Raw genomic sequence first — 22,336 nt, forward strand, 5'->3', positions numbered from 1 at the left:
GGGCTTTGTTAATAGGAAGCTCAATGACTGTGCTTGCACAACCAACGGTAAACTGGACAGCAAGTCCTACTTGTGTGGATTCAGAAATGGTTTTTTCTAATTCATCAACTGCGAACGGTTCTCCAATTGCAAGCTATGCGTGGGATTTTGGGGATGGGGAAGGATCTGCAGTGAGAAATCCAATTCATACATTTGATGCTACAGGAAACTACAATGTAAAGTTAACAGTGATTGACGATAATGGTGATCGTGCTACTTTAACTCAGTCCGTAACAGTTCATCCTAAAGCAAGTACTTCTTTCAACATTACCACGACAAATCATTGTGTGGGAATAAGTCAATCATTCGATAACATTAGTACTATTGGAAGTGGAAGTATAAGTTCTAACTCATGGAGTTTTGGAGATGGGAGTTCTTCTACTTTAACTGATCCTACTCATACTTATACCTCGGCAGGAACTTATACTGTGACGCTCACCACGACCTCTAATAATGGGTGTGTGGAGTCCTTCTCAAGAGAGTTAACAATCTACCCAAATCCAGTTGCCGATTTTGTTATTCCTACATCTGCTTGTCTTGGAGAGACCGTGTCTTTTACAAATAATAGCTTCATAGAGTCAGGAAGTTTGAATTATAGTTGGAATTTCGGGGATGGGAGCGGACTTTCTACCGAGATCAATCCAACTCACACATATGCCTCTGCAGGAACTTACAGCGTAACACTAACAGTAACTTCAGAAAGTGGATCCTGTCCAAGTCAAATTACCAAGCCAATAACCATTCATCCGGTACCTCAAGTAGATTTTACCTTTAGTGATATTTGTATTGGTGAAACCGCACTGTTTACTAATAACTCTACCATTTCAAGTGGTACCATGTCTCATGCCTGGACTTTTGGAGATGGTGTTTCTTCGACTTTGGCTAGCCCATCACATACTTATGACAACCCAGGAAGTTATCAAGTCAAACTCACGGTAACATCGAATAACGGTTGTATTGAAACATTGACAAAAGAACTTAATGTCAGTCCATTACCAACGGCTGAGTATGAAGCCGTGACTGAGGTATGTTTAGGAGATGCGGTTGATTTTACGTCTTTGTCAACGGCAGTTTCAGGTGGTTTGGTACATAGTTGGAGTTTTGGTGATGGAAATAGTTCTCCACTGGTTAATCCTTCTCATACCTATTCCTCTTCTGGATTATATACCGTCTTGCTTAATGTAGAATCAGACTTTGGATGTGAAGATACGTATAGCACACAAGTAAGAGTTCACCCTGTAAGTGTTGGAGGAAGTGTATCTGGTACAACTACACGGTGTGCAGATGATGATGTTACCTATACTCTCAACTTAACAGGTCAAACGGGTGATGTCATTCGTTGGGAACGTTCATTAACAGGAGTTGATCAATGGGTTTCAATTGATAATACGCTTACATCTCTTGATTACAGTGACCTTCAGGAAACAACTTATTTCAGGGCCATTGTTAAGAGTGGAATATGTGATGAAGCTCCATCTTCATCAGCGAGAATTCAAATTGATGAGCTAAGTGATGGTGGAGTGCTATCTGGAAGCAAAGAAGTGTGTTTTGGAACAAACTCTACCTTACTCGAATTAAGCGACTATAATGGAGTTATTAATGACTGGGAATTTGCCACCGATCCATCTGGGCCTTGGAATACTTTAGGCGTAAATTCTACTTCGTTCATAGCAACCAATTTATCTACAACAACATATTATAGAGTAGAAGTAATTAATGGAGTCTGTAGCCCTGATTATTCTTCAATTGCTACTGTAACAGTGACACCTGAAACAGTTGGAGGCTCAGTGTCCGGAGGAATTACCCGTTGTGCTGATGATGATGCTGTTTATACACTTACATTGTCAGGTCATGTAGGCAGTGTTGTGAGATGGGAACGCTCTCTTACGGATGTTGATCAATGGGTAAGTATTGCCAATACAACAACGACATTAGAATACAGTGACTTGCAAGAGACCACTTATTTCCGTGCAATCGTTCAAAATGGGGTTTGCGAAGAAGAGGCATCTCTAAGTGCGGAAATCCAAATTGATGACCTTAGCGAAGGCGGTGAACTTTCTGGAAGTACAGATGTCTGTAGTGGTACTAATACCACAGAATTGAAATTGTCAAATTTTACTGGAGATATTGAGAATTGGGAATCCGCTCCTGATCCTACCGGACCGTGGACTGGGCTAGGAACTACTACATCAAGCTTTTTTGCCACCGACTTAACTGTAACAACTTATTATAGGGTAGAGGTGAAAAATGGAGAATGTGGCTCGGATTATTCTTCAATAGCTACTGTAAATGTTATTCCAGAAACAGTAGGAGGCTCTGTTTCGGGAACAACAACACGATGTGCGGATGATGATGCGACTTATACGCTGACATTGTCTGGACACACGGGTGAGGTCATTAGATGGGAACGCTCACTGACTGGAAATGATCAGTGGAGCAGTATCAATGTTACCACGACTTCAATTAATTACAGTGATTTACAAGAGACCACTTATTTCAGAGCAGTGGTGAAGAGTGGTGTATGTGATGAGCAACCTTCTACAAGTGCAAGAATCCAAATAGATGAATTGAGTGATGGTGGAGAATTGGCAGGAAGTACTGACGTATGTTCTGGAGCTAATTCTACGGAGCTTGAAGTAATTAATTATATTGGAGTTATCGAGGATTGGGAATCTGCTCCGAGCCAATCAGGCCCTTGGACAGGTTTGGGAGTCACCACAGAAACTTATTCTCCGACTAATTTAACGAGCACCACTTTTTATCGAGTAAAAGTACAAAATGGAGTGTGTAGTCCTGATTATTCTTCAATTGCTGGAGTTACAGTGATTCCGGGAACAGTAGGAGGTACCGTTGATGGAACAATTACCCGGTGTGCTGATGATGATGCTACTTATACCTTGACTCTTTCTGGACATGTCGGAGATGTGATTCGCTGGGAGAGATCTTTGACCGGAACCAATCAATGGACAAGTATTGATATCACAGTTCCGACACTTGATTATAGCGACTTACGTGAAACAACCTATTTTAGAGCAATAGTTCAAAGCGGCGGATGTGACGCCTTACCATCTTCCTCTGCTAGAATTCAGATTGATGAACTCAGCCAAGGAGGTGAAGTTGAAGGAAGTTCGGAAGTATGTTCTGGATCAAATGCTACAGTTCTAGACTTGAATTATTACTATGGGGATGTTATAGATTGGGAATCTTCAAGTGATCCTGAAGGACCCTGGGTCGGACTTGGGGTTACCTCAGATACTTATACTGCCTCCAATTTGAACAGCACAACATATTATAGAGCTTTGGTGCAGAATGGAGTTTGTAGTGTCGATTCTTCTACAGTTGCAAGTGTTGTTGTAATTCCTGAAACTGATGCAGGGATTTTATCTGGTAACGCTACTGTTTGTCAAGGTGATAATAGTGGTCAAATTACTCTTTCAGGAATTGTTGGGAATGTTGTCAGGTGGGAGTTTTCACTTACGGGACAACAACCTTGGGCTCCAATTAATTTAACGACAACTACTTTAGACTATGATAATTTGGAACAGTCAACCTGGTATCGAGCTGTAGTACAAAGTGGTGTTTGTGACGCTGAAATCAGTAATGTTGTCGAAATAACAGTGGATACTCCAACCGATCCAGGGACCATTACAGGTGTAGATGAAGTATGTGCAGAATTGAATTCTGGAACGCTTACTTTGGAGGGTTACAATGGATCTATTTTAAAGTGGCAAACATCAAGTGATAATACTACCTGGATCGATGTGTCTAATATCACAGATGAATTAACATTTACAAATCTTATCTCTTCAACTTATTACAGGGCACAGGTTCAAAATGGAGTATGTACAGTACTCGAGAGTGAGTCGTTTTTTGTTCAGGTAAATGCACTCCCTGTAGTTGACTTTTCTGCTGCAGAAGTTTGTGATGGTACACAGTCAGTTTTTGTGAATAATACAGCAGTTTCAGGAGGAGTAATTTCTGGATATGAATGGTACTTTGATGATGGAGAGTCTTCTACAATTTCAAACCCTGGCCATACTTACAGTTCTTATGGAACCTATGCTGTGAAACTGGTTGCCGAATCCACAGCAGGTTGTATTGATTCCTTAACGCGAGATGTCACAGTCAACCCGAATCCTGTTGCAGGGTTTAGTCAATCTGATGTCTGTTTGGACGTTCCAATGGATTTCTCCAATCTTTCAACTGTGGCCCTTGGAACAATTGATTCTTACAACTGGGATCTTGATGATGGCACGACCCAAACGGAAGCTGATTTTAGCTATGACTATGCAACGGATGGAGAGTATCGTGTAGAACTTGAAGTAATAACTGATAAAGGCTGTAGTGATCAGGTCACAAAACAAGTAGAAGTATTTCCGCTGCCAACTACAACGTTCACATCAATAGATGTTTGTTTTGGAGAAACTACCACGTTTGCTAATAACTCTGGGATTACTTCTGGAACAGTTACCTATGCCTGGAATTTTGGAGATGGCAATACATCACCTGCTGTGAACCCAACACATAATTATGAAGAAAGCGGGGCATATAGTGTTAACCTTGAAACTACAAGTAATCAAAGTTGTCAGACTGATTATACATTGATTGTAAATGTCTTTGAGCAACCAGTAGCAGATTTTTCATTTGAAAATATATGTAGAAATGAGACTGCAGTATTTACAAATAACTCAACTGGGAATGATCTAAGTTATCTATGGAATTTTGGTGATGGTGAAAGTTCTGATGTAGTAAGTCCGTCTCATGATTTTGAAGCCGCAGGATTATATGAAGTGACATTGACAATCGAAAATGAAAGCGGTTGTAACAGTGAAGTTTCGAAAACCATTCGAGTTGCTCCTATGCCTGTGGTAGCTTTTGAAATGGAAGATGTGTGCCTTGAAGAGAGCGTAAGTTTTGTTAACTACAGTACAGTGGCCTCCGGAAGTTTGGAATATTTATGGCTGTTTGATGATGGAAATCAAAGTACAGAGTTTGGTCCTGATCATATATATGTTGAAGATGGCAAATATGCTGTCAGTCTAACAGCTACGTCTAACCACGGATGTGTTGTTGAGTTGACAGAAGAGGTTGTCATACATCCGTTGCCAGTTCCTGATTTTGTTGCTGAAGCAGTTTGTGATGGGTTTATGACTTATTTCATCGATCAAAGCTCCATCAATAGTGGTTCTATTGAATCGTATTTGTGGGATTTTGGAGATCAATCCAATTCCATTTTACCAAATCCAGAGCACCAATACCTCAACCCGGGATCATACGATGCTGTGCTAAAACTTACCTCTGAGTTTGGATGTAAACGTGACACCACGAAAGAGGTGATAATTTATGATTTTCCAGTTGCCAACTTCTCTGTAGAGAATGTCTGTTTCGGATTTGAAATAACTGCTGAAAATTCGTCTCAAATTGCCAATGGAAGTATGACCTATCATTGGGATTTCGGAGATGGTCAAACTTCTACTTCCAAAGATCCTAGTTATTTATACGACGCCCCAGGCTTCTATGACATTACATTGACGGCAACCTCTGGAAATAATTGTATAGATGTGATCACACGAACTGTAGAAATATACGCAACTCCAGAGGTTAGTGCAGGTGAAGATACATCTGTAAGTCAAGGGTACACAGTTCAGTTAGTTGCAGAAGGCGGAGTGCGGTATAGCTGGTATCCACTGGAAGGTCTTGATCATTCCAATGTGTTTAATCCAATTGCTAGACCATTAACTACCACAGATTATGAAGTTACTGTAACTGATCAATTCGGGTGTAGAAATAAAGATACCGTACGAGTAAACGTAATTGAAGATTTCAAAATAGTTGCGAATAATGTGTTTACTCCTGATGATAATGGACAAAATGATACTTGGGTTATCAATAATGTAGAAACCTTTGGCGACGTGAATGTACGAGTTTATGACCGCTATGGTTCTCTTGTATTTCAAGAAGAGGCTTATGAAAATGATTGGAAAGGCACTTCAGGCTCTGATATTTTACCTGATGGCACCTATTTCTATGTCATTACCTTCTCCAGGTCAGATAGGAAATATCAAGGAGCATTAACAATTATAAGAAATAAGTGAGATGACTGAATTAACGAATAAGAAATACTCAAATGGGAGTGTGATAGCATTCTTGATTCTGTTGTCAGGATTGTGGTCACAAGAGCTTCGAGCACAACAGTTGCCATTATATGCTCATTATTATCTGAACCCGTATCTGTACAATCCTGCAATGGCAGGTTACGCGGAGCAATCATCCGCTTACTTTTTGTATAGAAAACAATGGGCAGGAGTAGACGGAGCACCTGAAACTCAAGTATTCACACTTGATGGTAATTTGAAGAATTATCCAGTTGGATTAGGTGTGACATTTATAAATGATGTGACCAATATTTTGGGTAGAACTGGAGGTGCACTTACAGGTTCATATGAAGTGAACCTTACACCAATACAGACCTTAAGATTCGGAATGAGTTTTCAAGCGATTCGAAATAAGGTCTTCTTTGATCGAATTAGAGCTGAGGACATTTCTGATCCCAATTTGCTTGAAAATGTAGATGCAAGAACAGTTTTTGAAGGAGCTGTAGGTTTGTCTTATAGTATAAAGAACCTTAGAATTGGTTTTTCTGGAGATCAATTATTTCAAAATACATTTGATCATGATGAGCAGGCAGCTTTTAGGACACTTGATTACACCCTTGTCAGACATTATTATACCACTGCTCAATACCTGTTTGAGGTAGGGCCAAATGTGACAATCACTCCTCAGGTACTTATCAGAACAATTCAAGGGTTGAAATCTCAGTATGATGGCTATGTGAAAGTTGGGTACAAAGATTTCATATGGACGAACCTAATGTACCGCCATGACATTGGAGCAGGAGCATCTCTTGGTTTCAAACTAGATGATCAATACGTATTTAGTTATGCTTATGAATTTCCGACTACTGACTTAAATATAGTTGGTAGCTCTACCCATGAATTTATGCTTGGGATCAAAATTCGCGGAGGATCTGGGGGGATCTCTAACATTAGCCAGGATCAGGCTAAAGAGCTAATGGAAAACAGTGTGTATCAAGAAAAAATTGATGCGCTGGCGCAGCAAAATGAGCAAGTATCTAATCAGTTATCTAGAACTGAAAGACAGTTGCGAACTCAGAATCAAGAAATAGAGAGACTTAGAGAGGTGGTAGAAACTTATCAAAGTGACCTCAAAAAAACAATAGAAGAGCTACAAGCCAAGCCTGATGATATCGACCAACTTCAAGGATATTATGTGGTGGTTGGAGCACTGCATAAAATGGAAAATGCCAAAATATTTCAGAAAGTGATGAAGCGTGAGGCAAATCTGGATACCAGATTAGTGCAAAATGCTAACAAGACATGGTATTTTATTTATTCTGATAATACGGATTCTGTAAAAGAGGCATTACAAAAATTAGAAGTAATAAAGAGTGGACCAGCGATGCCATTTATCATCGAAGAGCCGTGGATTTATAAGAAGGAAGAAAGATGATGAAATCTGGGTTCACATATCGCCCGATTCTTGCTGTTTTGGCCTTCTTCTGTCTGATGACTTTAGTGTCTGCTCAAGATATTGAGAACATAAAAAAGGAGGACCTTTTTAAGTATAGTGGAGGTATTGCTGTAACCAACACCTTCTATCATTCTATTGGCGCTCCAAGCCAAAGAGATCCCTATTTTTGGCAGGTCAATGCTAATATGAACCTAACTTTTTTAGACATTATTAATGCACCTTTTTCCTTCACAATATCACAACAAAATAGGAATTTTTCTCAGCCTCAACCATTTAATCGATTTGGCATTAGTCCAACTTATAAAGCGTGGACTGTTCATTTGGGGCATAGGACGTTAACATTTTCAGATTTTACACTGGCTGGTAATTTGTTTTTTGGAATAGGAGTTGAGTTCAAGCCCGAGCACCATCCATTGAGAGTAAGTGCCATGTATGGCCGTTTCGCAAAGCCTGTGGATAAATTTTCTCAGGAAGGTCAGATTTATGCCGTTCCAACCTATAAGCGAATTGGATATGGTCTAAAAGTTGGTTTTGAGACAAGAGATCATCATGCTGCCGCAATGTTTTTTAAATCCGCTGATGATGTAAACTCCATATCACTAGAAGATTCAACTTCAATAGACTACAACCCTACTCCTGAGGAGAATTTAGTGATGGGGCTTGAAACTGGTTTCAAATTGCTAGAACGAGTTAAAGTCCAAGGAGAATATGCTTATAGTTTATTTACTAGAGATACGCGGATACCAGAGTTGCTGATTAATGATTATTCATTTGTTAATAACCTAGCAGGGTTATTTACTCCTAATGCGTCTTCACTTTTTACCAATGCTTTTAAAGGTGAGGTCGTTTATTCAGGAGAAATGTTTCAGACAAATTTGAGGTATCGCAGGGTAGATCCTGGATACACCACTCATGGTTCCTCATTTTTAAACAATGACTTGGAAGACATCACTCTTGGGGTAACAATACCATTACTGAGGAATAAAGTCAATTTATCTGCTAATGGAGGTGTGCAAAAGAATAATCTGGAAAATCAAAATGCCGCAGAACTCAGAAGGTTTATATTCAGCACCTCAGCTAATATCACAGCAAGTGAAAAGCTGATGCTAGGTCTTAATTATTCAAATTTTAGTACTAGTACCAGACAAGTATTGATCCGTACAGATATCCTATCTGATACTTTGGAGTTTTTTCAGGTGACTAGATCAGCAATGGTAACTGCTAATTACCAATTGAGTCAGAAGAATAAAAGTGCGTTATTTCTGACAGGGAACTTCCAAGATGCTAGTGATAATCAGGGAAATGGATCCAATTTTCAGAGTGCGAACGCTGGATATTCATTTGCACTGGGAAAGACTTTGCAATTCACGACCTCAATGTCGTTTAATCAATCAAAGTCCGCTGAATTTACCAATACGACATATGGTCCAATCATTGGTGCATCACGACCCTTTTTCAAAAATAAGGTTCGGTCGAATGTCTCATTGAGCTTACTCAATAGTCATTTAAATGGAGATCTGGATAGCAACATTAACAATGTAAGGTGGTCAACGACCTATCAACCTGGTAAGAGACATTCGCTCGCATTAAACACTTTTTACATTTACAAGACCACCCAAAGAGAAGATGGTAATACAATACAAGAAATTCGAGTAACTGTGAATTATAGTTTTAGGATATAGGAACGCTATGAGTAAACTTTCTTATTGTATGGTATTTTTAGATGTTTGGTCCTGTATTCGATATAGAGCCATTAATGTAGTGCAGATTAAAGAAATATTGACCTATGTAATCATAAGGATTATAGGAGATAGAGAAGGATATAGAAAGAATAGAGAAGTAGAGTTGACTCACCTTTTCGAATTGAGATCAATTTATATAGTCAAGAAATTAGGGTTATTGAAAATCTTGGGATTTTCAATTTACATGTTACCAATAAAGAGCAATTCATGAAATTGAACATGACCGACATATGGAACCTAAACAGAATCAGTAAACAGGTAAAAAGACCATTCCTTTTGGTGCTGGTTTTGCTCTTTTGGCATTCAGCTTCTGCGCAATTGGATAGGTATCCAGCGAATGTGACTCCATTTGTAAGTGAGCCCGCTTCTGTATATATCAGCGATTACGTAGAGGTGGGTAGTGAACGATTTATCGGGAATATTCTGTTCAATGACTTTAATGAAGCATCCTGGACTTTCAAGTTAAAAATGACCATTCAAAGTTCTGATGTTCAGTTAACTACTAAGTCAACTTTTACACCAAGTGCTCCAATTACTGTTCTGCCAGGTGAACTTTACAAGTTTTCAGGATCTGACTGGACAGAATATTTCAATTTTGCCAATTTGGACATACGCGGAGATGTGTCTGGAGTAATGAGTAGTGGTAGGCTTCCTGAAGGTCAATATTCATTTTGTTTACAAGTGCTAGATTATGCAACCGGTGATCCACTTTCAGAGGAAATCTGTGCAAGTATTTATATCAAGTTGTTGGACCCTCCGTTAGTAGTTTCTCCATTATGTAACACAATCATAAATCCAGTTACTCAGATCACCTTTCCAATCACGTGGCAATTGTACAATACCAGAACACCAAGAGGGTCTATTCCTGAATTTCAATTGACAATATGGGAGATGCTGGACCCTACAGCGAATCCACTTAGTGCAGTGGCCAATGGACAGGCTTTACAGGTATATCAATCAGGAATAGTTACTAACACAACATTGAGCTATGGTCCTTCAGAACCCCTGTTGGACCTAGGTAAAACCTATATCTACCGGATTCAAGCGGTTGATGAGAACGGACGGAGTTATTTTAAAAATAATGGATATAGTGAGTTCTGCTATTTTCATTATGGATATCCTGTTGGTGGAAAAATTAGGCCTCTGTTTCCTGATTATGATGCAGGTTTTAGGAGAGGAATGACACAAAGAGTGAGATGGAGTAGACCAAGTAATTGGGTTCCAAATTATGCCATTGACTATGAGTTGATAGTAAAGGAAATAGGGGAGAATGAGGATCCTGAATCAGCGATTATTGCCAATCCAGTATGGAAAAGGTCCACAAAAACTGGAATTCTAATCGGTATTGAGCAATCAAGTTTGTTAGATAAGCTTGACATTGAGCAGAAATATGCCTGGCAAGTCAAAGCATTTGCAAATGATGTTGAGGTGGCAAAAAGTGATGTGTCTACTTTTTTTGGTCCCAGTTTGGTAGAGGCCTTTTATGCAGGAAACTATAAAGTATTAGTTGATTTTATATCAAATAAAGACTTAAATGACTTGTCAGGGGGAGGAAGAGTACAACTGTCTGATAGTGACGATGACTGGTATGAAGTGGAGTTTGAACATCTTAAAGTTGAAGAAAGATCTGGTCTTTATTATTTGAAATCAGGCAATATCATTACAGAGATACCTCAACGTTCATACCCACTTGCTGCTCGTTTTGAAGACAATGGTTCTGGTGAATTCCTATATGATGAGTTCAAGTTGGACAAGGACGGCATGCAGGTCAAAGGATATTTCAAATGGGATGTTCCTTTTGCTGTGGAGGAGGGCAATTTAACCTATGTGAAAAGCCAGAAAAAGTGGCTCTCTTTTAATGGTTTTAGAGTGTTTGGAAATGTTGATTTGGAGGACTTGAGTTATGACCTTTTTGATCCGTCTAATTTTACACTGAAACTATCTAAGTCAAGTAAAGTATTTATTAATCAAGACAAGTTTGATTTTTCAATTAATGGTACCCTGATCGCTCCCGAGATGATTAAATCTATTTCTGGAGGTTCTTCAACCTGGGCTTTTACTGATGCAGAACAATTATCCATCATTAATACAGCCATTACACAGCCAATTTTGGCCTTTGAAAATGCAGGTATAGAAATTCATCCACAAATAGGAATAATTGACTTATCAGATAATGAATCACCTGGAAAGAAATCTGCTGATGTTTATTGGAAAGGTATCTATTTAGTAGAATCTAAAATCAAATTTAACAATGACTTTGATAAGGACGATCAACTGGCTGTTGATTCTCCATTTGATAGAACGATGACTCATAATCAGTCTTCGACATCTGAGAGCTGGATTGATGTTCAAGGTCTTGAATTCAATGCATCAATTGACTTTAGTGGATCAGAAGCATATTTCAATACTTTTCCTGCTGAGTATACTAATCTAACATTAGATATACACAATAATCACGTGCAGGATAACAGTATGCTAGAGGGTTCTATAATAGTTCCAATAGTAGATCAATCCATACCTTTTGATTTTGAAGTTCAGGTACATGATAAAGGGTTTAGGCCAGGGACAATTTCCAACTTGACGGGTACAGATTTCACTCATAATCCAGAAGGAGGAGATTTGAAATTGAACGTATCTATTTTGAAATCGGAAATTGTAGATAAGGAAAGTATTCGTATGACCCTTGATTTGGAATGGCCTTCGTTGGACATTTCCTTTAAATCAGTACCTAATTTTATGGTATGGGGTAATTATTCCATTGGATTTTTTACTCCTGAAGGAATTGTAGCGCTTGCCGAACAGATTCAAACAAAGTTCAAGGATTTTCCGGTTACCATCGATGCTTTAAGTGCTGGACGTAATAAAGATCAATACGGAATTGCCATCTCTGGCAAGGTAGTGATGGGCGAAGATGTGAGTGGAGATGAAGGTGCTCCAGCTTTTAACTTGTATAGCCTTGTTAAAAATTCTTCTCTTGACGAAAGCTATGAGCCAGCTAAAGTACAGGGTGCGGTTGATCTTGGTTCTGCGCAATCTGGGTTGGCTCAGATTGAAGAAGAATTGGCTTCTCTAGAACAAGATTTAAATAGTCAGCTTGAGGAAGAGGAAGCGGCTTTAGAGAGTGTTACCTCAGACGCTCTAACTGCGGCAGCTTCAAGCATAGGAGGTCAGCAATATGAAGCCGAAGAACTGATTAATGAAACAGATGAAGATCAACCAAAAATAGATTATGCTAGCGTAAAAGAAGAGGTGATTTTCTATTTGAAGACGTTACAGGACGCTCTTCCATTTATTGCTAAAACAGATGCTGATTACAACGAGAAATACGCAAAAATTCAAGCCATTATTGATGGTATTGAAAAAATAGAAGATGAAGTTGAAGAGCTCCAGATTATAATAGATAAGCTCAAAGGTTTTGGTGATGAATTTGCAGCTGAGCAATTGGCATCTCTTGCTGATCCGGTTTTAAAGCAGGTGGATAGTGTGACGCTTGCTATCAATAACAGAATTATTAATACAGCATCGAGTTTGACTGATGAGGTTGAAAACCTTGTCGAAACCGCAGTTGGTACAGTAGTCGATAATGCCGCTAACCAGGTCATTGCTTCGTTATCAGATAAGGCACCAAATATTGCTGCGATAGTGGGAGAGATTGCAGTTACGACGAAAAGAGCTGTAGTTAATGAAGTGATGAGTTCTGTCACCAACTCGGTCAATGAAAATGTGGTATTTCCTGTAACTGGATTCATTTCTACAAGTATTTCTGAACGGGCTCATAGATTGGTAGATAACACTGCAAAGTCAGTAGCAATGGGTGCTTTAAGTGGTGATCTTGACCCGAAAGAGATCATGAATGAAGTATTAGATGGCTTCAAGGATGAATTCAAGAATCTTGGGGAAGAAGTGGCGTCAAAGGTAGATGCGGATAAGATGCTGGAAACCATCAAGAGTTTAGGACAAGATGCGATAGGGAATATAGATCCTAAAAGAATCTCAGCAAGAATTGCACAAGGGGCTAAGGAGGCCATTACATCAGCAGTCGCAGATGCGGCTGCACAGAAGTTTGAAGAATTTGCTAACAATGCCCTAGGGGATGAAATAGGGGTTGAAGTACCTGTAGATTTTGCTGCAGCAGGATTGAAGGCCTTGGCGAAAGGAAATCCGAAGGAATTGTTGTTTGATCCAATACCAATTAAAGTGCGATCTAACGTGCTAGAAATTAATGGATTGATTCATTTTATGAAAGATCATCCAATATATGGCGACGGATTTGCAGGTGACGTTGAGGCATTCATTAAAAAACCGAATCAATTCACCATAACTTTAGCATATATCAACGGTCGTAAAGATGGTTTGAGTTATTGGATGGCAGAGGTTGGAGGAGCTGCTACTGCGACAGAGCCTTCTAATGAATCAGAGCCTACTACAGATATGTCTAATGTAGGTAAAGCTGGAATGGATGATAACAATGCTCCTCCACCTGATGGTTTGAAATTAGGGCCGCTAGAGATAATGGCTCTACGGGGTAGAATCTATCATCACATGTCTGCAGAAGGTTTTGGTGAACTAACGCCAGATGCAAATGTGAATTATGGAGCATTTCTACATCTGATCATGTTTGGACCAAAAAAAGGTACTAAGATGCGTCTGGAAGTGGATGCTGCTATGAGCACCTTTGCTACAGGCGATTATACCTGGGATTTTGATGGAAATGCTCAGTTTATCAGTACCAATCCCCAGGTTAATGCTATTGATGATAAAGCGGTAATAAAAGCAACTTTGACACTTAGTTATAACTCAGCTGAAAGGCATTTCTTCGGATATGCAGCTGCAGAAGTTAATAAGACAGGAACGCTATGTGCTAGTGGAAGCTTACTTGTTGATACCAGGCCAGGAGCTTGGCGTGTTGCCGTTGGTAGTAAAGAAGAAAAGATTCGTTTCATTATAGCATGCGCTGGTTTTGGACCAACAGGTTGGCTGGATATTAACCAGAATACAGCATTTCTTGGGCTGGGCTTAGAGTTTATTTTCTATACCAGTATAGATCTCAATGTGGGTATCGCCAAAGTAGGATTGGTATTCGATGCGGGTGCTGCTATTGGTATACAAGCATTAATTCAGCATAGCCCTGATTTCATGATCATGGAAGCCGGTGTCTGGTTGGAGTTATGGGCTAAAATCTACTTATCTTACAAAACGGCTTTAAAGAGTGGGTCCGTCACTTTAGCTGATATTTATATAGCAGCTGACGCTATCATGAGGTTTAATCCGCAACCAACCGTTCTCTATGGAAAAGTAGAGGGAAGAATTAAGATACTTTTCTTGAACTTTGGGTTTAATAAAAACTTTGAAATGAACATGTAGCTATGAGATACTTATGTTTTTTACTGATAATATTTATCTCTTATATTTCACAGGCCCAGTCCTTTGATAAAGCTTTTGGTAAGTACGTCGAGGAAGCGAGACCAAAGGCCATAAAAGGGGAAATTCCATCGTTACCTTATGAACTGTTGAGAGGTGAAAAGAACCTGGATAGAGTTCTACCTGCAATAGACCGAAGTTTAAGTGATACACTGGTTATCATAAGACGATTAGGCTTTCAATCACTAGATGTTCTTCATCGGGTTTTTGATGAAAAAATAGAAAAACAACGTATTCTGGGAATTCAATTTAAGGGTTTAGAGGACTCATCATTTGAAATTCAAAGTATTACCTTAGATAATATGAACGATTTGGATCCTGATCTATTCACCAATCCTCAAAAACAGCGATTAATTCAATTGCTGAATCAAGAAGTGTCAAATAAGGAAGTTCTAATTGAATTGGTTGGTAGGATGGGAGAACAATCAGCAATTGAATCTTTACGGAATTTTTCGCAACCAGGAAATTCGCCTAAAATTCGTTGGGCTACATACCTTGCGTTGGCGAGATTGGGAGATCAGAGTGCCATTACTAAAGTAAAAAATAAGGTTAGCAACCTTCAGGTTGATAGCGATGTGGTTTACAACATCGTACCAGGATTGATTTATACTAATCAAAAAGAATTATATGATTATCTGGTTGAAGAACTGAATAAAGAGGAAAAGAACTGTGAACCAGCTGATCCGGACCAAACTAGGGCTATTAATTGTGCCTATAGAATTCTAGAATATATAACGCCTCATATTGTTGATTTTCCTCTGACAATTGGTGCAAGTGGAGATATAGAAACGAATAATTATCGAAAAGCACTCGAGACTGCAAGAGAATGGTTTGCTGTTAATCCTAATTATCAAATTCTATAAAGATCCATTAATATCATATGATATTTAGGTTGGCTAGAATCCAGACAAGTAGTTATTAACACTAAAAGTATTTATAAAGCCAGTGTGTCTTCATGCTGGCTATTTTTGTACACTTAATTTCAAGACTCTATCTACTTTTACCAGATGCATAAGAACGTCTGGATCCTAACAGTTGCGCAAGCACTTATGATGTCTATGAACTCCCTCAATGTGTTTGTGGGAGGATTGGTTGGTAGCCAGTTGGCACCCAATGAGAAATTGGCGACACTGCCGGTAGCAAGTATCGTGGTGGGTACCGCACTTTCAACGGTTCCTGTCACCATGTTGATGAAGAAGATCGGTCGAAAGGCTTCTTTTTTGGCCATAGCCCTATATTCCATTGTTATTGCTTTGTTGGCAGCTTATGCCATTTCTCTGGAGCATTTCTACTTCTTTGTAGGATGTACGTTTTTACTTGGTTTCAATAGTGCGGCTTTGCTTCAGTTTCGTTTTGCAGCGATGGAAAGCGTATCAGAAGAACTACTGCCTAAGGCTGCCTCTTTTGTATTGCTGGGTGGAATAGTGGCTGCCTTTCTTGGACCGGAAGTGGCATTGCTTGGTAAAGACTGGATGCCTCAGCAGTTTGTGGGCTCCTATGTGATGCTTGCTGTATTGTTTGGGTTAGGATTTATCGTGTTGTTAGCTTATCAGAATACACTTGTAGACAATTCCACCCAGGAAGGAAGCGCACGTTCACTCAAAGAGATTAGTAAGAATCCTGCCTTTTGGGTAGCCGTACTTGGTGCAACGGTTGGCTATGCTGTGATGTCCTTTATCATGACGGCTACACCTGTAAGCATGCACGTGATGGATGGGCATAGTCTCTCAGATACCAAGTGGACCATTCAAAGCCATATAGTAGCAATGTTTTTGCCTTCCATTATTACTGGTTGGCTGATTAAGAAATTGGGTATTGCTCGAATGATGATCGTTGGGCTGGTGATTTATATTATTTGCGTGGCCATAGCTTATTCAGGGCATGCTTTCCATCATTATTTTGGAGCTCTATTATTGCTGGGCTTGGGTTGGAATTTCCTATTTGTGGGAGGAACAGCCCTATTGCCGACCGTGTACAAACCAGCCGAACGCTATAAGGTCCAGGGAATTAATGAATTGATTATTTTCTCCACACAAGCTGTTGCCGGATTGAGTGCAGGGTGGGTAGTATATGCACTTGGCTGGGAGACATTGTTGCTTTTAACACTTCCGCTGATAGTTGTACAGTTTGTTGTGCTATGGATTTGGAAAAAATCTTCATGATCTAAATCAGTTGACGCACCATTTGCAGACGATTATCGTTAACTGTGCATATGGCTAATTCGATTACTTACTATAAAAGAGGAGAGGAAATCATGAATGTGGTGACTCACCTCATTGGATTGATTTTAAGTGTAGCAGGACTTGCTTTGTTGGTAGTTTTTGCTTCTATATACGGTTCCGTTTGGCACATTGTCAGTTTTTCTGTGTTTGGTGCCACACTGGTGATATTGTATCTGGCATCTACATTGTACCATTCCGCAAAAAGTAGAAACCTCAGAAGACGACTGAATATCTTCGATCACTCGGCGATCTATCTGCTAATAGCAGGTACCTATACGCCGTTTTGCTTAGTCACCTTAAATGGATGGGTAGGATGGACCTTATTTGGGATCACCTGGGGACTTGCTGCTATTGGAGTGGTATTGAAAGTTTTCTTTACAGGAAGATTTAACCTGATTTCAACAATTGGTTATGTTGCCATGGGCTGGATCGCCATCTTAGCTGCTAAGCCGCTTTATGAACAATTGAGTACAGGAGCACTGTCTTTTTTAATAATTGGAGGAGTGAGTTACACGATTGGTGCTGTGTTTTACCTAATGGACCGATTGAAATTCAACCATGCGATATTTCACTTATGGGTGCTATTAGGAAGCATTTCACACTTTGTGGCAATTTTCTTTTTCTTGTGGTAGTAGATTAGTCGACTTCTCTCAATTCAAAGTCAAGATCAAAAAGATCGGAGAATGCTTCGCCCATTTCCATTAAGTTGTCATCTCCAGCTTCATATTTCCAGATAATTCTTGCAGCCTTTTTTCTCACTTTGAAGTAGCGCAGGTTCTCAAAGAATTTGAACAATACTTTGGCTGTTTTTGGACCAAAGCTTTCAAATTGAAGTTCCACCGTGGCGGCACCCTTTTCTGTAAGGTCATGGTAAATAAGACTGATAAAAGGCTGGTAATAGGAGTCAGCATTTTCTAAAAATGAATGCCCTTTAATAGATAGTTTACTGTGTATTTTGTTGTAAACTATAAATGGTGTCTTTTTGGTGTCATCCCAACTGGCTGATTGCTGTGAGTCAGTGAAATTGCCAAATGAAGTAGTCATATCCAATCTTTGTTAATTTGATGATGCAAAGTTGGTTATGATAAGTTGCTTGTATAAGCGAGGAATACGTAAAATGGTAAATTAAGGGTAACGCGTAATGGTTAATTAAAAGGAGTACCCAGTTTTGGGGAGGGGGTTAGATAGTTGAGTTCTTTAGAGTTTCTAATTCCGATTCATCATATATCGTATTGCTAATACGTCCATCAAATAACTCCCATGAACACTTGTATTTGACAGAGTTGTCGTTTTGATTCAGGTATATTTGTCTGATAATCATCGGGATAGGATGTCTTGCACTTTTGACGATTACTTCGTCTCCTTCGCTAAAAAATGACTCACCAAGCATAAGTTAAAAAATTATTGTTGATGGATTTAACAAAATTAGAGAAGCCTCAATTTCAATACATGAGCATTTCACCATGTTTATTAAATAGGTGAAACTCTGAGAGATGATTGGTGATTACTTCATATATTCCGCACAACTGCTTCCATCACTTTTTCACCATCCATCGCTGCGGAGGCAATACCTCCTGCATAGCCTGCACCTTCTCCGCATGGATATAATCCTTTTAATTGTGGATGCTGGTAGGTCTCTGAGTCTCGAGGAATACGTACTGGAGAGGAGGTTCTGCTTTCTACCCCAATGATTTGAGCTTCATTGGTCAGGTAGCCTCTCATTTTATTGCCAAACGCCTTAAAACCTTGTTTTAGTCGATTTGCGATGAATTCTGGCAACACTTCATCCATTTTCACTGAATTAAGCCCTGGTTGATAGGAGGTTTCATTCAAAGAGGAAGAGGTCTTTCCATCTACAAAATCAACCAAACGCTGTGCAGGAGCGACTTGAGTCTCTCCACCAAATTTCCAGGCATTCCTTTCTACTGCCGCCTGGAACTCCATAGCGCTTAATTGACCGTGTTTAGCATATTCCTTGATGTCTTCAAGTTCAACAGCTACCACAATGCCTGAATTAGCGAATTTGCTATTTCTTCTTGAGGGACTCATTCCATTGACCACTACTTCTCCTGGGGCTGTTGCTGCAGGAACGATAAATCCTCCAGGACACATGCAAAAACTAAATACACCGCGTTCTACATTCTTGAACTGAGTTTGGCTGACCAAACTATAAGAAGAAGCAGGAAGGTAAGGTCCACGATCTTCACAATGGTATTGAATTTGGTCTATTACTTGCTGCGGATGTTCAATTCTCACGCCTAATGCGAAAGGCTTCGCTTCGATTAAGATGTTATTTCTGTCTAATAAGTGAAATATGTCTCTAGCCGAATGTCCCGTGGCGAGGATGGTAGCTACTCCTGTAAGTTTAGTCCCGTCAGCCAGCACAACACCTTTCATTTGGTTGCCTTCTATGATGAAATCTGTAACTCTGCTGTCAAAAAGTACTTCTCCTCCAGATTCAATGATAGCTTCTCGCAAAGCAGCGACTAGTTTAGGAAGTTTATTCGTGCCAATATGAGGATGAGCATCTACAAGAATTTCTTCGGTGGCTCCGTGGGCTACCATAATTTCAAATATGCGTCTGACGCTTCCACGTTTTTTAGAACGCGTATATAATTTGCCATCAGAATACGTGCCTGCTCCACCCTCTCCGAAACAGTAATTACTGTCTGGATTTACCGTATGTTCTTTGTTAACTGCGGCAAGGTCTCTTCTCCTGGCCTGTACATCTTTGCCTCGTTCGAGTACTATCGGTCTAAAACCGAGCTCTATGGCTCTTAGCGCTGCGAATAAACCCGCAGGACCTGCTCCTACAATGATCACTTCAGGACTATCTGATACCTGATGTGCTTCTTGTTGGTATTCCACAAATTCAACAGACAAGGGCTTAGCGTCAGCCTGGATGCGCAAATTGATTTTGATTTGCTTCTGACGAGCATCAATGGATCTTCTGGTTATCTGAAAATACTCTTCATCCTTTGAAAGTAATCCTTTCTTCTTTAGATAAGTGCTCAGGTTCTTTTCATCAAAACCAACTTCAGGGGATACCACAATATTGAACTCGCGCATGAGTGCAAAATTAGAAGAATAGCCACATAAGCAGTGATAATGCGTCCCAATTTTCAATAAGTGGTAATGGAATTGGTTTAGAATTAACGTATTTTTATATAGTACTAACCTTGATAACCATGCTTTCTGATGTAAGAAGACAAAAGTTGACTTATCTCTTTAAGATTCTTGATGCCAATAAAAATGGACTTCTTCAGCCTGATGACTTTGTCGCGGTGGCTGAGAAAATCTCTGATATATTGGAGTATGGTGAAAATGAAAAAGAGCGATTGAGGCTTAAATTGAAAGCTTTAAGACTTTTTGTGCAGTTGCTTACAGACCTGGACAAGTCTGATATCTCAATTGGAGAAGAAGAATGGAGAAGGTTATTCGAACAAGCAGAGGTTTCGAAAGGATCTGCTAAAAAGTACATTTTCAGAACTGCCGCCTATATTTTCAACTTGTTTGATCAAAATGAAGATCGAGTGATTTCCAAAGAGGAGTATCTGGATATGTTCAAAATATACGATATCGATTTGGAGTATTCTGAAAAGGGGTTCCAAAAATTGGATACCAACCAGGACGGTAAAATTTCCTTGATGGAAATGGTTAGTGGTTTCCGTGATTTTTTGATGTCCTCCAATCCAGAGGCTGCAGGAAACTGGATGTTTGGTGATTGGACCTCTACAAGTGCCGCGTAAATTTCCTCAAATGCTGTGTTCGTCTATACTTATGGCAGATACACCAAAAAATAGCTGATAAATAAAGAGATAGTTCATAATATGAGTGATCTTGACTTTGATAGTTCAATGTGGATTGGGGTATTAATAGCTTTTTATTAGGTAAGACCAACCTTCATATATATGGCAAAAGACATCAGAAAACAGAAATTGACTTATCTTTTTCAGATATTGGACTCAGATAGAAACGGTATTCTGGAGCCTGATGATTTTGTACTGGTGGCTGAACGAATAAGTGATATTCTTCAGGTTGGAAAAGAAGACCCTCAGAGATTGCAATTAAAGTTTAAGGCCACTCGCATCTATATGGATTTGCTCCAGGATATGGGTAAAACTAAAGTAGAATTGGATGATCAAGAGTGGTGTGCTTTTTTTATTTCCGATGAGGAATCAGACAGTAGTGCGGTCAAACGATATATTTTTAGAACTGCATCTTACATTTTCATGCTCTTTGATCAAGACGGAGATAAGCAGATTTCCAAAAAAGAGTATCAAGACATGTTTACGGTCTATGAGATTGATCAGGAGCATTCAGAGTATGCGTTTGAGAAATTAGATACTAACCACGATGATCAAATTTCGATGGCCGAGATGGTCCACGCATTTGAGGATTTCTTTTTATCAAAGGAACCCCAATCGGCAGGAAATTGGATATTTGGAGACTGGAAGTCAGCAAAATTGGTTTAAGCAAATTAGTCAACTTCCAGTTTGATGACCGAGATTAAACTCCTTCAGCTTCTACCACCTGAACTTCAGGAATCATTCTTTTCAATAGATTTTCGATACCAGCTTTCAAGGTGACCGTAGATGATGGACATCCACTACATGCTCCTTGTAGCAATACTTTTACCGTTCCTTCATGGTATGAATCGAAGGTAATCGCTCCGCCATCCATTTCTACAGCAGGACGAATGTACTCATCAAGTACACCTTTGATTTTTGCTTCGATATCTGTGTCAGAGTCACTCACTTTGTGATCTTCTTCTACTTCTTTTTCCGTAAGGATTTGCTTGTTAGCCTCCAGGAATGATTTGATATACTGCTGAACTTCGTGTTTTACTTCTGCCCACTCTACATCCTCAGCTTTAGTGACAGTCACGAAGTTGCTCATGTAGAACACTCGTTTTACATATGGGAAGTCGAAGAGTTCACTTGCAAGAGGAGCTTCACTCGCGCTTTCCTTATCCGGAAAATCCCTACTTACGCCTTCTGGTAAAAGAAGGAAGTTCAAGACGAATTTCAGAGAATTCGGATTCGGATTAGACTCAGTGTATATGTTGATTGGTTGTTTCGTAGTTGCTTCCATTCTTACTTTCGTTAGCTTCCTGTAATAAATGCAAAAGTCGTTCAAAAGTTCAGAAAAGCCAGACTATTTTCAAATAAGTAAGAAAAGGGTCTTTGGGGATAAAAAAAAGGCGACTTGACAGAGTCGCCTTGTGTTCCGTTTTCACCTTCTGTGAAAACCCGCCTTCAATGACCATCACTAAGGCTGCGATACCTCAGTGACCTGACATTGATTCAATATTAGAAAATGAAACGCTCACTTTTATGGCTAATGATTAACCGTAAGGGT

14 protein-coding genes are annotated in these 22,336 nt (G+C 39.5%); 9 read left to right on the forward strand and 5 right to left on the reverse strand.

Going from position 1 to position 22,336, the window contains the following annotated elements:
* Positions 1-23 precede the first annotated feature (23 nt).
* Genes NXS00_RS17170 through NXS00_RS17180 form a run of 3 tightly spaced genes read left to right on the forward strand, consistent with a single transcriptional unit; the run spans position 24 to position 9,272 of the window.
* A complete protein-coding gene (locus NXS00_RS17170; protein ID WP_258100483.1) occupies positions 24-6,134 on the forward strand; it encodes a PKD domain-containing protein in 6,111 nt (2,036 codons plus the stop codon).
* Position 6,135: 1 nt separating this feature from the next.
* Positions 6,136-7,569, forward strand: coding sequence for a PorP/SprF family type IX secretion system membrane protein (locus NXS00_RS17175; RefSeq protein WP_258100484.1), 1,434 nt, complete (start codon positions 6,136-6,138; stop codon positions 7,567-7,569).
* Positions 7,566-9,272, forward strand: coding sequence for a hypothetical protein (locus tag NXS00_RS17180; RefSeq protein ID WP_258100485.1), 1,707 nt, complete (start codon positions 7,566-7,568; stop codon positions 9,270-9,272). Before NXS00_RS17175 ends, NXS00_RS17180 begins: the two co-directional genes overlap by 4 nt.
* Before the next feature lie 37 nt (positions 9,273-9,309).
* On the opposite strand, the gene NXS00_RS17185 is transcribed toward NXS00_RS17180, so the two are convergent.
* Entirely contained in the window at positions 9,310-9,444 is a 135-nt protein-coding gene (locus NXS00_RS17185; RefSeq protein ID WP_258100486.1) for a hypothetical protein, read from the reverse strand.
* Positions 9,445-9,539: 95 nt separating this feature from the next.
* Between NXS00_RS17185 and NXS00_RS17190 the strand changes: the two genes are divergently transcribed.
* The 4 genes from NXS00_RS17190 (at position 9,540) to trhA (ending at position 17,607) form a co-directional block, all read left to right on the forward strand.
* Complete coding sequence (locus tag NXS00_RS17190; protein ID WP_258100487.1) at positions 9,540-14,696, forward strand: coiled-coil domain-containing protein; 5,157 nt, start codon at positions 9,540-9,542, stop codon at positions 14,694-14,696.
* A gap of 2 nt (positions 14,697-14,698) precedes the next feature.
* Positions 14,699-15,616: a HEAT repeat domain-containing protein gene (locus NXS00_RS17195; protein WP_258100488.1), complete on the forward strand. Its 918-nt coding sequence runs from the start codon at positions 14,699-14,701 to the stop codon at positions 15,614-15,616.
* Between the two features lie 144 nt (positions 15,617-15,760).
* Positions 15,761-16,915: an MFS transporter gene (locus NXS00_RS17200; RefSeq protein WP_258100489.1), complete on the forward strand. Its 1,155-nt coding sequence runs from the start codon at positions 15,761-15,763 to the stop codon at positions 16,913-16,915.
* 50 nt (positions 16,916-16,965) lie between these two features.
* Complete coding sequence (trhA, locus tag NXS00_RS17205) at positions 16,966-17,607, forward strand: PAQR family membrane homeostasis protein TrhA (protein WP_258100490.1); 642 nt, start codon at positions 16,966-16,968, stop codon at positions 17,605-17,607.
* Positions 17,608-17,611: 4 nt separating this feature from the next.
* Here the strand turns inward: trhA and NXS00_RS17210 are convergent, their stop codons facing one another.
* The 3 genes from NXS00_RS17210 to NXS00_RS17220 all read right to left on the reverse strand — a co-directional run bounded on the left by NXS00_RS17210 (position 17,612) and on the right by NXS00_RS17220 (position 20,044).
* Positions 17,612-18,019, reverse strand: a complete 408-nt coding sequence (locus NXS00_RS17210) for a SiaC family regulatory phosphoprotein (protein WP_258100491.1) — start codon at positions 18,017-18,019, stop codon at positions 17,612-17,614.
* A 136-nt stretch (positions 18,020-18,155) separates the two neighbouring features.
* Positions 18,156-18,365, reverse strand: coding sequence for a hypothetical protein (locus NXS00_RS17215; RefSeq protein WP_258100492.1), 210 nt, complete (start codon positions 18,363-18,365; stop codon positions 18,156-18,158).
* Positions 18,366-18,484: 119 nt separating this feature from the next.
* A complete protein-coding gene (locus NXS00_RS17220) occupies positions 18,485-20,044 on the reverse strand; it encodes an NAD(P)/FAD-dependent oxidoreductase (RefSeq protein ID WP_258100493.1) in 1,560 nt (519 codons plus the stop codon).
* 119 nt (positions 20,045-20,163) lie between these two features.
* Between NXS00_RS17220 and NXS00_RS17225 the strand changes: the two genes are divergently transcribed.
* The gene (locus tag NXS00_RS17225; protein WP_258100494.1) at positions 20,164-20,724 is read left to right on the forward strand and encodes an EF-hand domain-containing protein; all 561 of its coding nucleotides are present in this window, start codon (positions 20,164-20,166) and stop codon (positions 20,722-20,724) included.
* Positions 20,725-20,886: 162 nt separating this feature from the next.
* The gene (locus tag NXS00_RS17230) at positions 20,887-21,450 is read left to right on the forward strand and encodes an EF-hand domain-containing protein (protein WP_258100495.1); all 564 of its coding nucleotides are present in this window, start codon (positions 20,887-20,889) and stop codon (positions 21,448-21,450) included.
* Between the two features lie 34 nt (positions 21,451-21,484).
* Here the strand turns inward: NXS00_RS17230 and NXS00_RS17235 are convergent, their stop codons facing one another.
* Positions 21,485-22,069, reverse strand: a complete 585-nt coding sequence (locus NXS00_RS17235; protein ID WP_258100496.1) for a NifU family protein — start codon at positions 22,067-22,069, stop codon at positions 21,485-21,487.
* Positions 22,070-22,336 lie beyond the last annotated feature (267 nt).

The organism is Marinoscillum pacificum (assembly GCF_024714495.1).
Lineage (GTDB): Bacteria > Bacteroidota > Bacteroidia > Cytophagales > Cyclobacteriaceae > Marinoscillum > Marinoscillum pacificum.

What these genes read in the sequence shown, in the direction of transcription:
- NXS00_RS17175 (WP_258100484.1), top strand. Translation starts at nt 6,136, where the DNA reads ATGACTGAATTAACGAATAAGAAATACTCAAATGGGAGTGTGATAGCA.
- NXS00_RS17235 (WP_258100496.1), bottom strand. Translation starts at nt 22,069, where the DNA reads ATGGAAGCAACTACGAAACAACCAATCAACATATACACTGAGTCTAAT.
- NXS00_RS17215 (WP_258100492.1), bottom strand. Translation starts at nt 18,365, where the DNA reads ATGCTTGGTGAGTCATTTTTTAGCGAAGGAGACGAAGTAATCGTCAAA.
- trhA (WP_258100490.1), top strand. Translation starts at nt 16,966, where the DNA reads ATGGCTAATTCGATTACTTACTATAAAAGAGGAGAGGAAATCATGAAT.
- NXS00_RS17200 (WP_258100489.1), top strand. Translation starts at nt 15,761, where the DNA reads ATGCATAAGAACGTCTGGATCCTAACAGTTGCGCAAGCACTTATGATG.
- NXS00_RS17180 (WP_258100485.1), top strand. Translation starts at nt 7,566, where the DNA reads ATGATGAAATCTGGGTTCACATATCGCCCGATTCTTGCTGTTTTGGCC.
- NXS00_RS17210 (WP_258100491.1), bottom strand. Translation starts at nt 18,019, where the DNA reads ATGACTACTTCATTTGGCAATTTCACTGACTCACAGCAATCAGCCAGT.
- NXS00_RS17220 (WP_258100493.1), bottom strand. Translation starts at nt 20,044, where the DNA reads ATGCGCGAGTTCAATATTGTGGTATCCCCTGAAGTTGGTTTTGATGAA.
- NXS00_RS17195 (WP_258100488.1), top strand. Translation starts at nt 14,699, where the DNA reads ATGAGATACTTATGTTTTTTACTGATAATATTTATCTCTTATATTTCA.
- NXS00_RS17230 (WP_258100495.1), top strand. Translation starts at nt 20,887, where the DNA reads ATGGCAAAAGACATCAGAAAACAGAAATTGACTTATCTTTTTCAGATA.
- NXS00_RS17225 (WP_258100494.1), top strand. Translation starts at nt 20,164, where the DNA reads ATGCTTTCTGATGTAAGAAGACAAAAGTTGACTTATCTCTTTAAGATT.
- NXS00_RS17170 (WP_258100483.1), top strand. Translation starts at nt 24, where the DNA reads ATGACTGTGCTTGCACAACCAACGGTAAACTGGACAGCAAGTCCTACT.
- NXS00_RS17190 (WP_258100487.1), top strand. Translation starts at nt 9,540, where the DNA reads ATGAAATTGAACATGACCGACATATGGAACCTAAACAGAATCAGTAAA.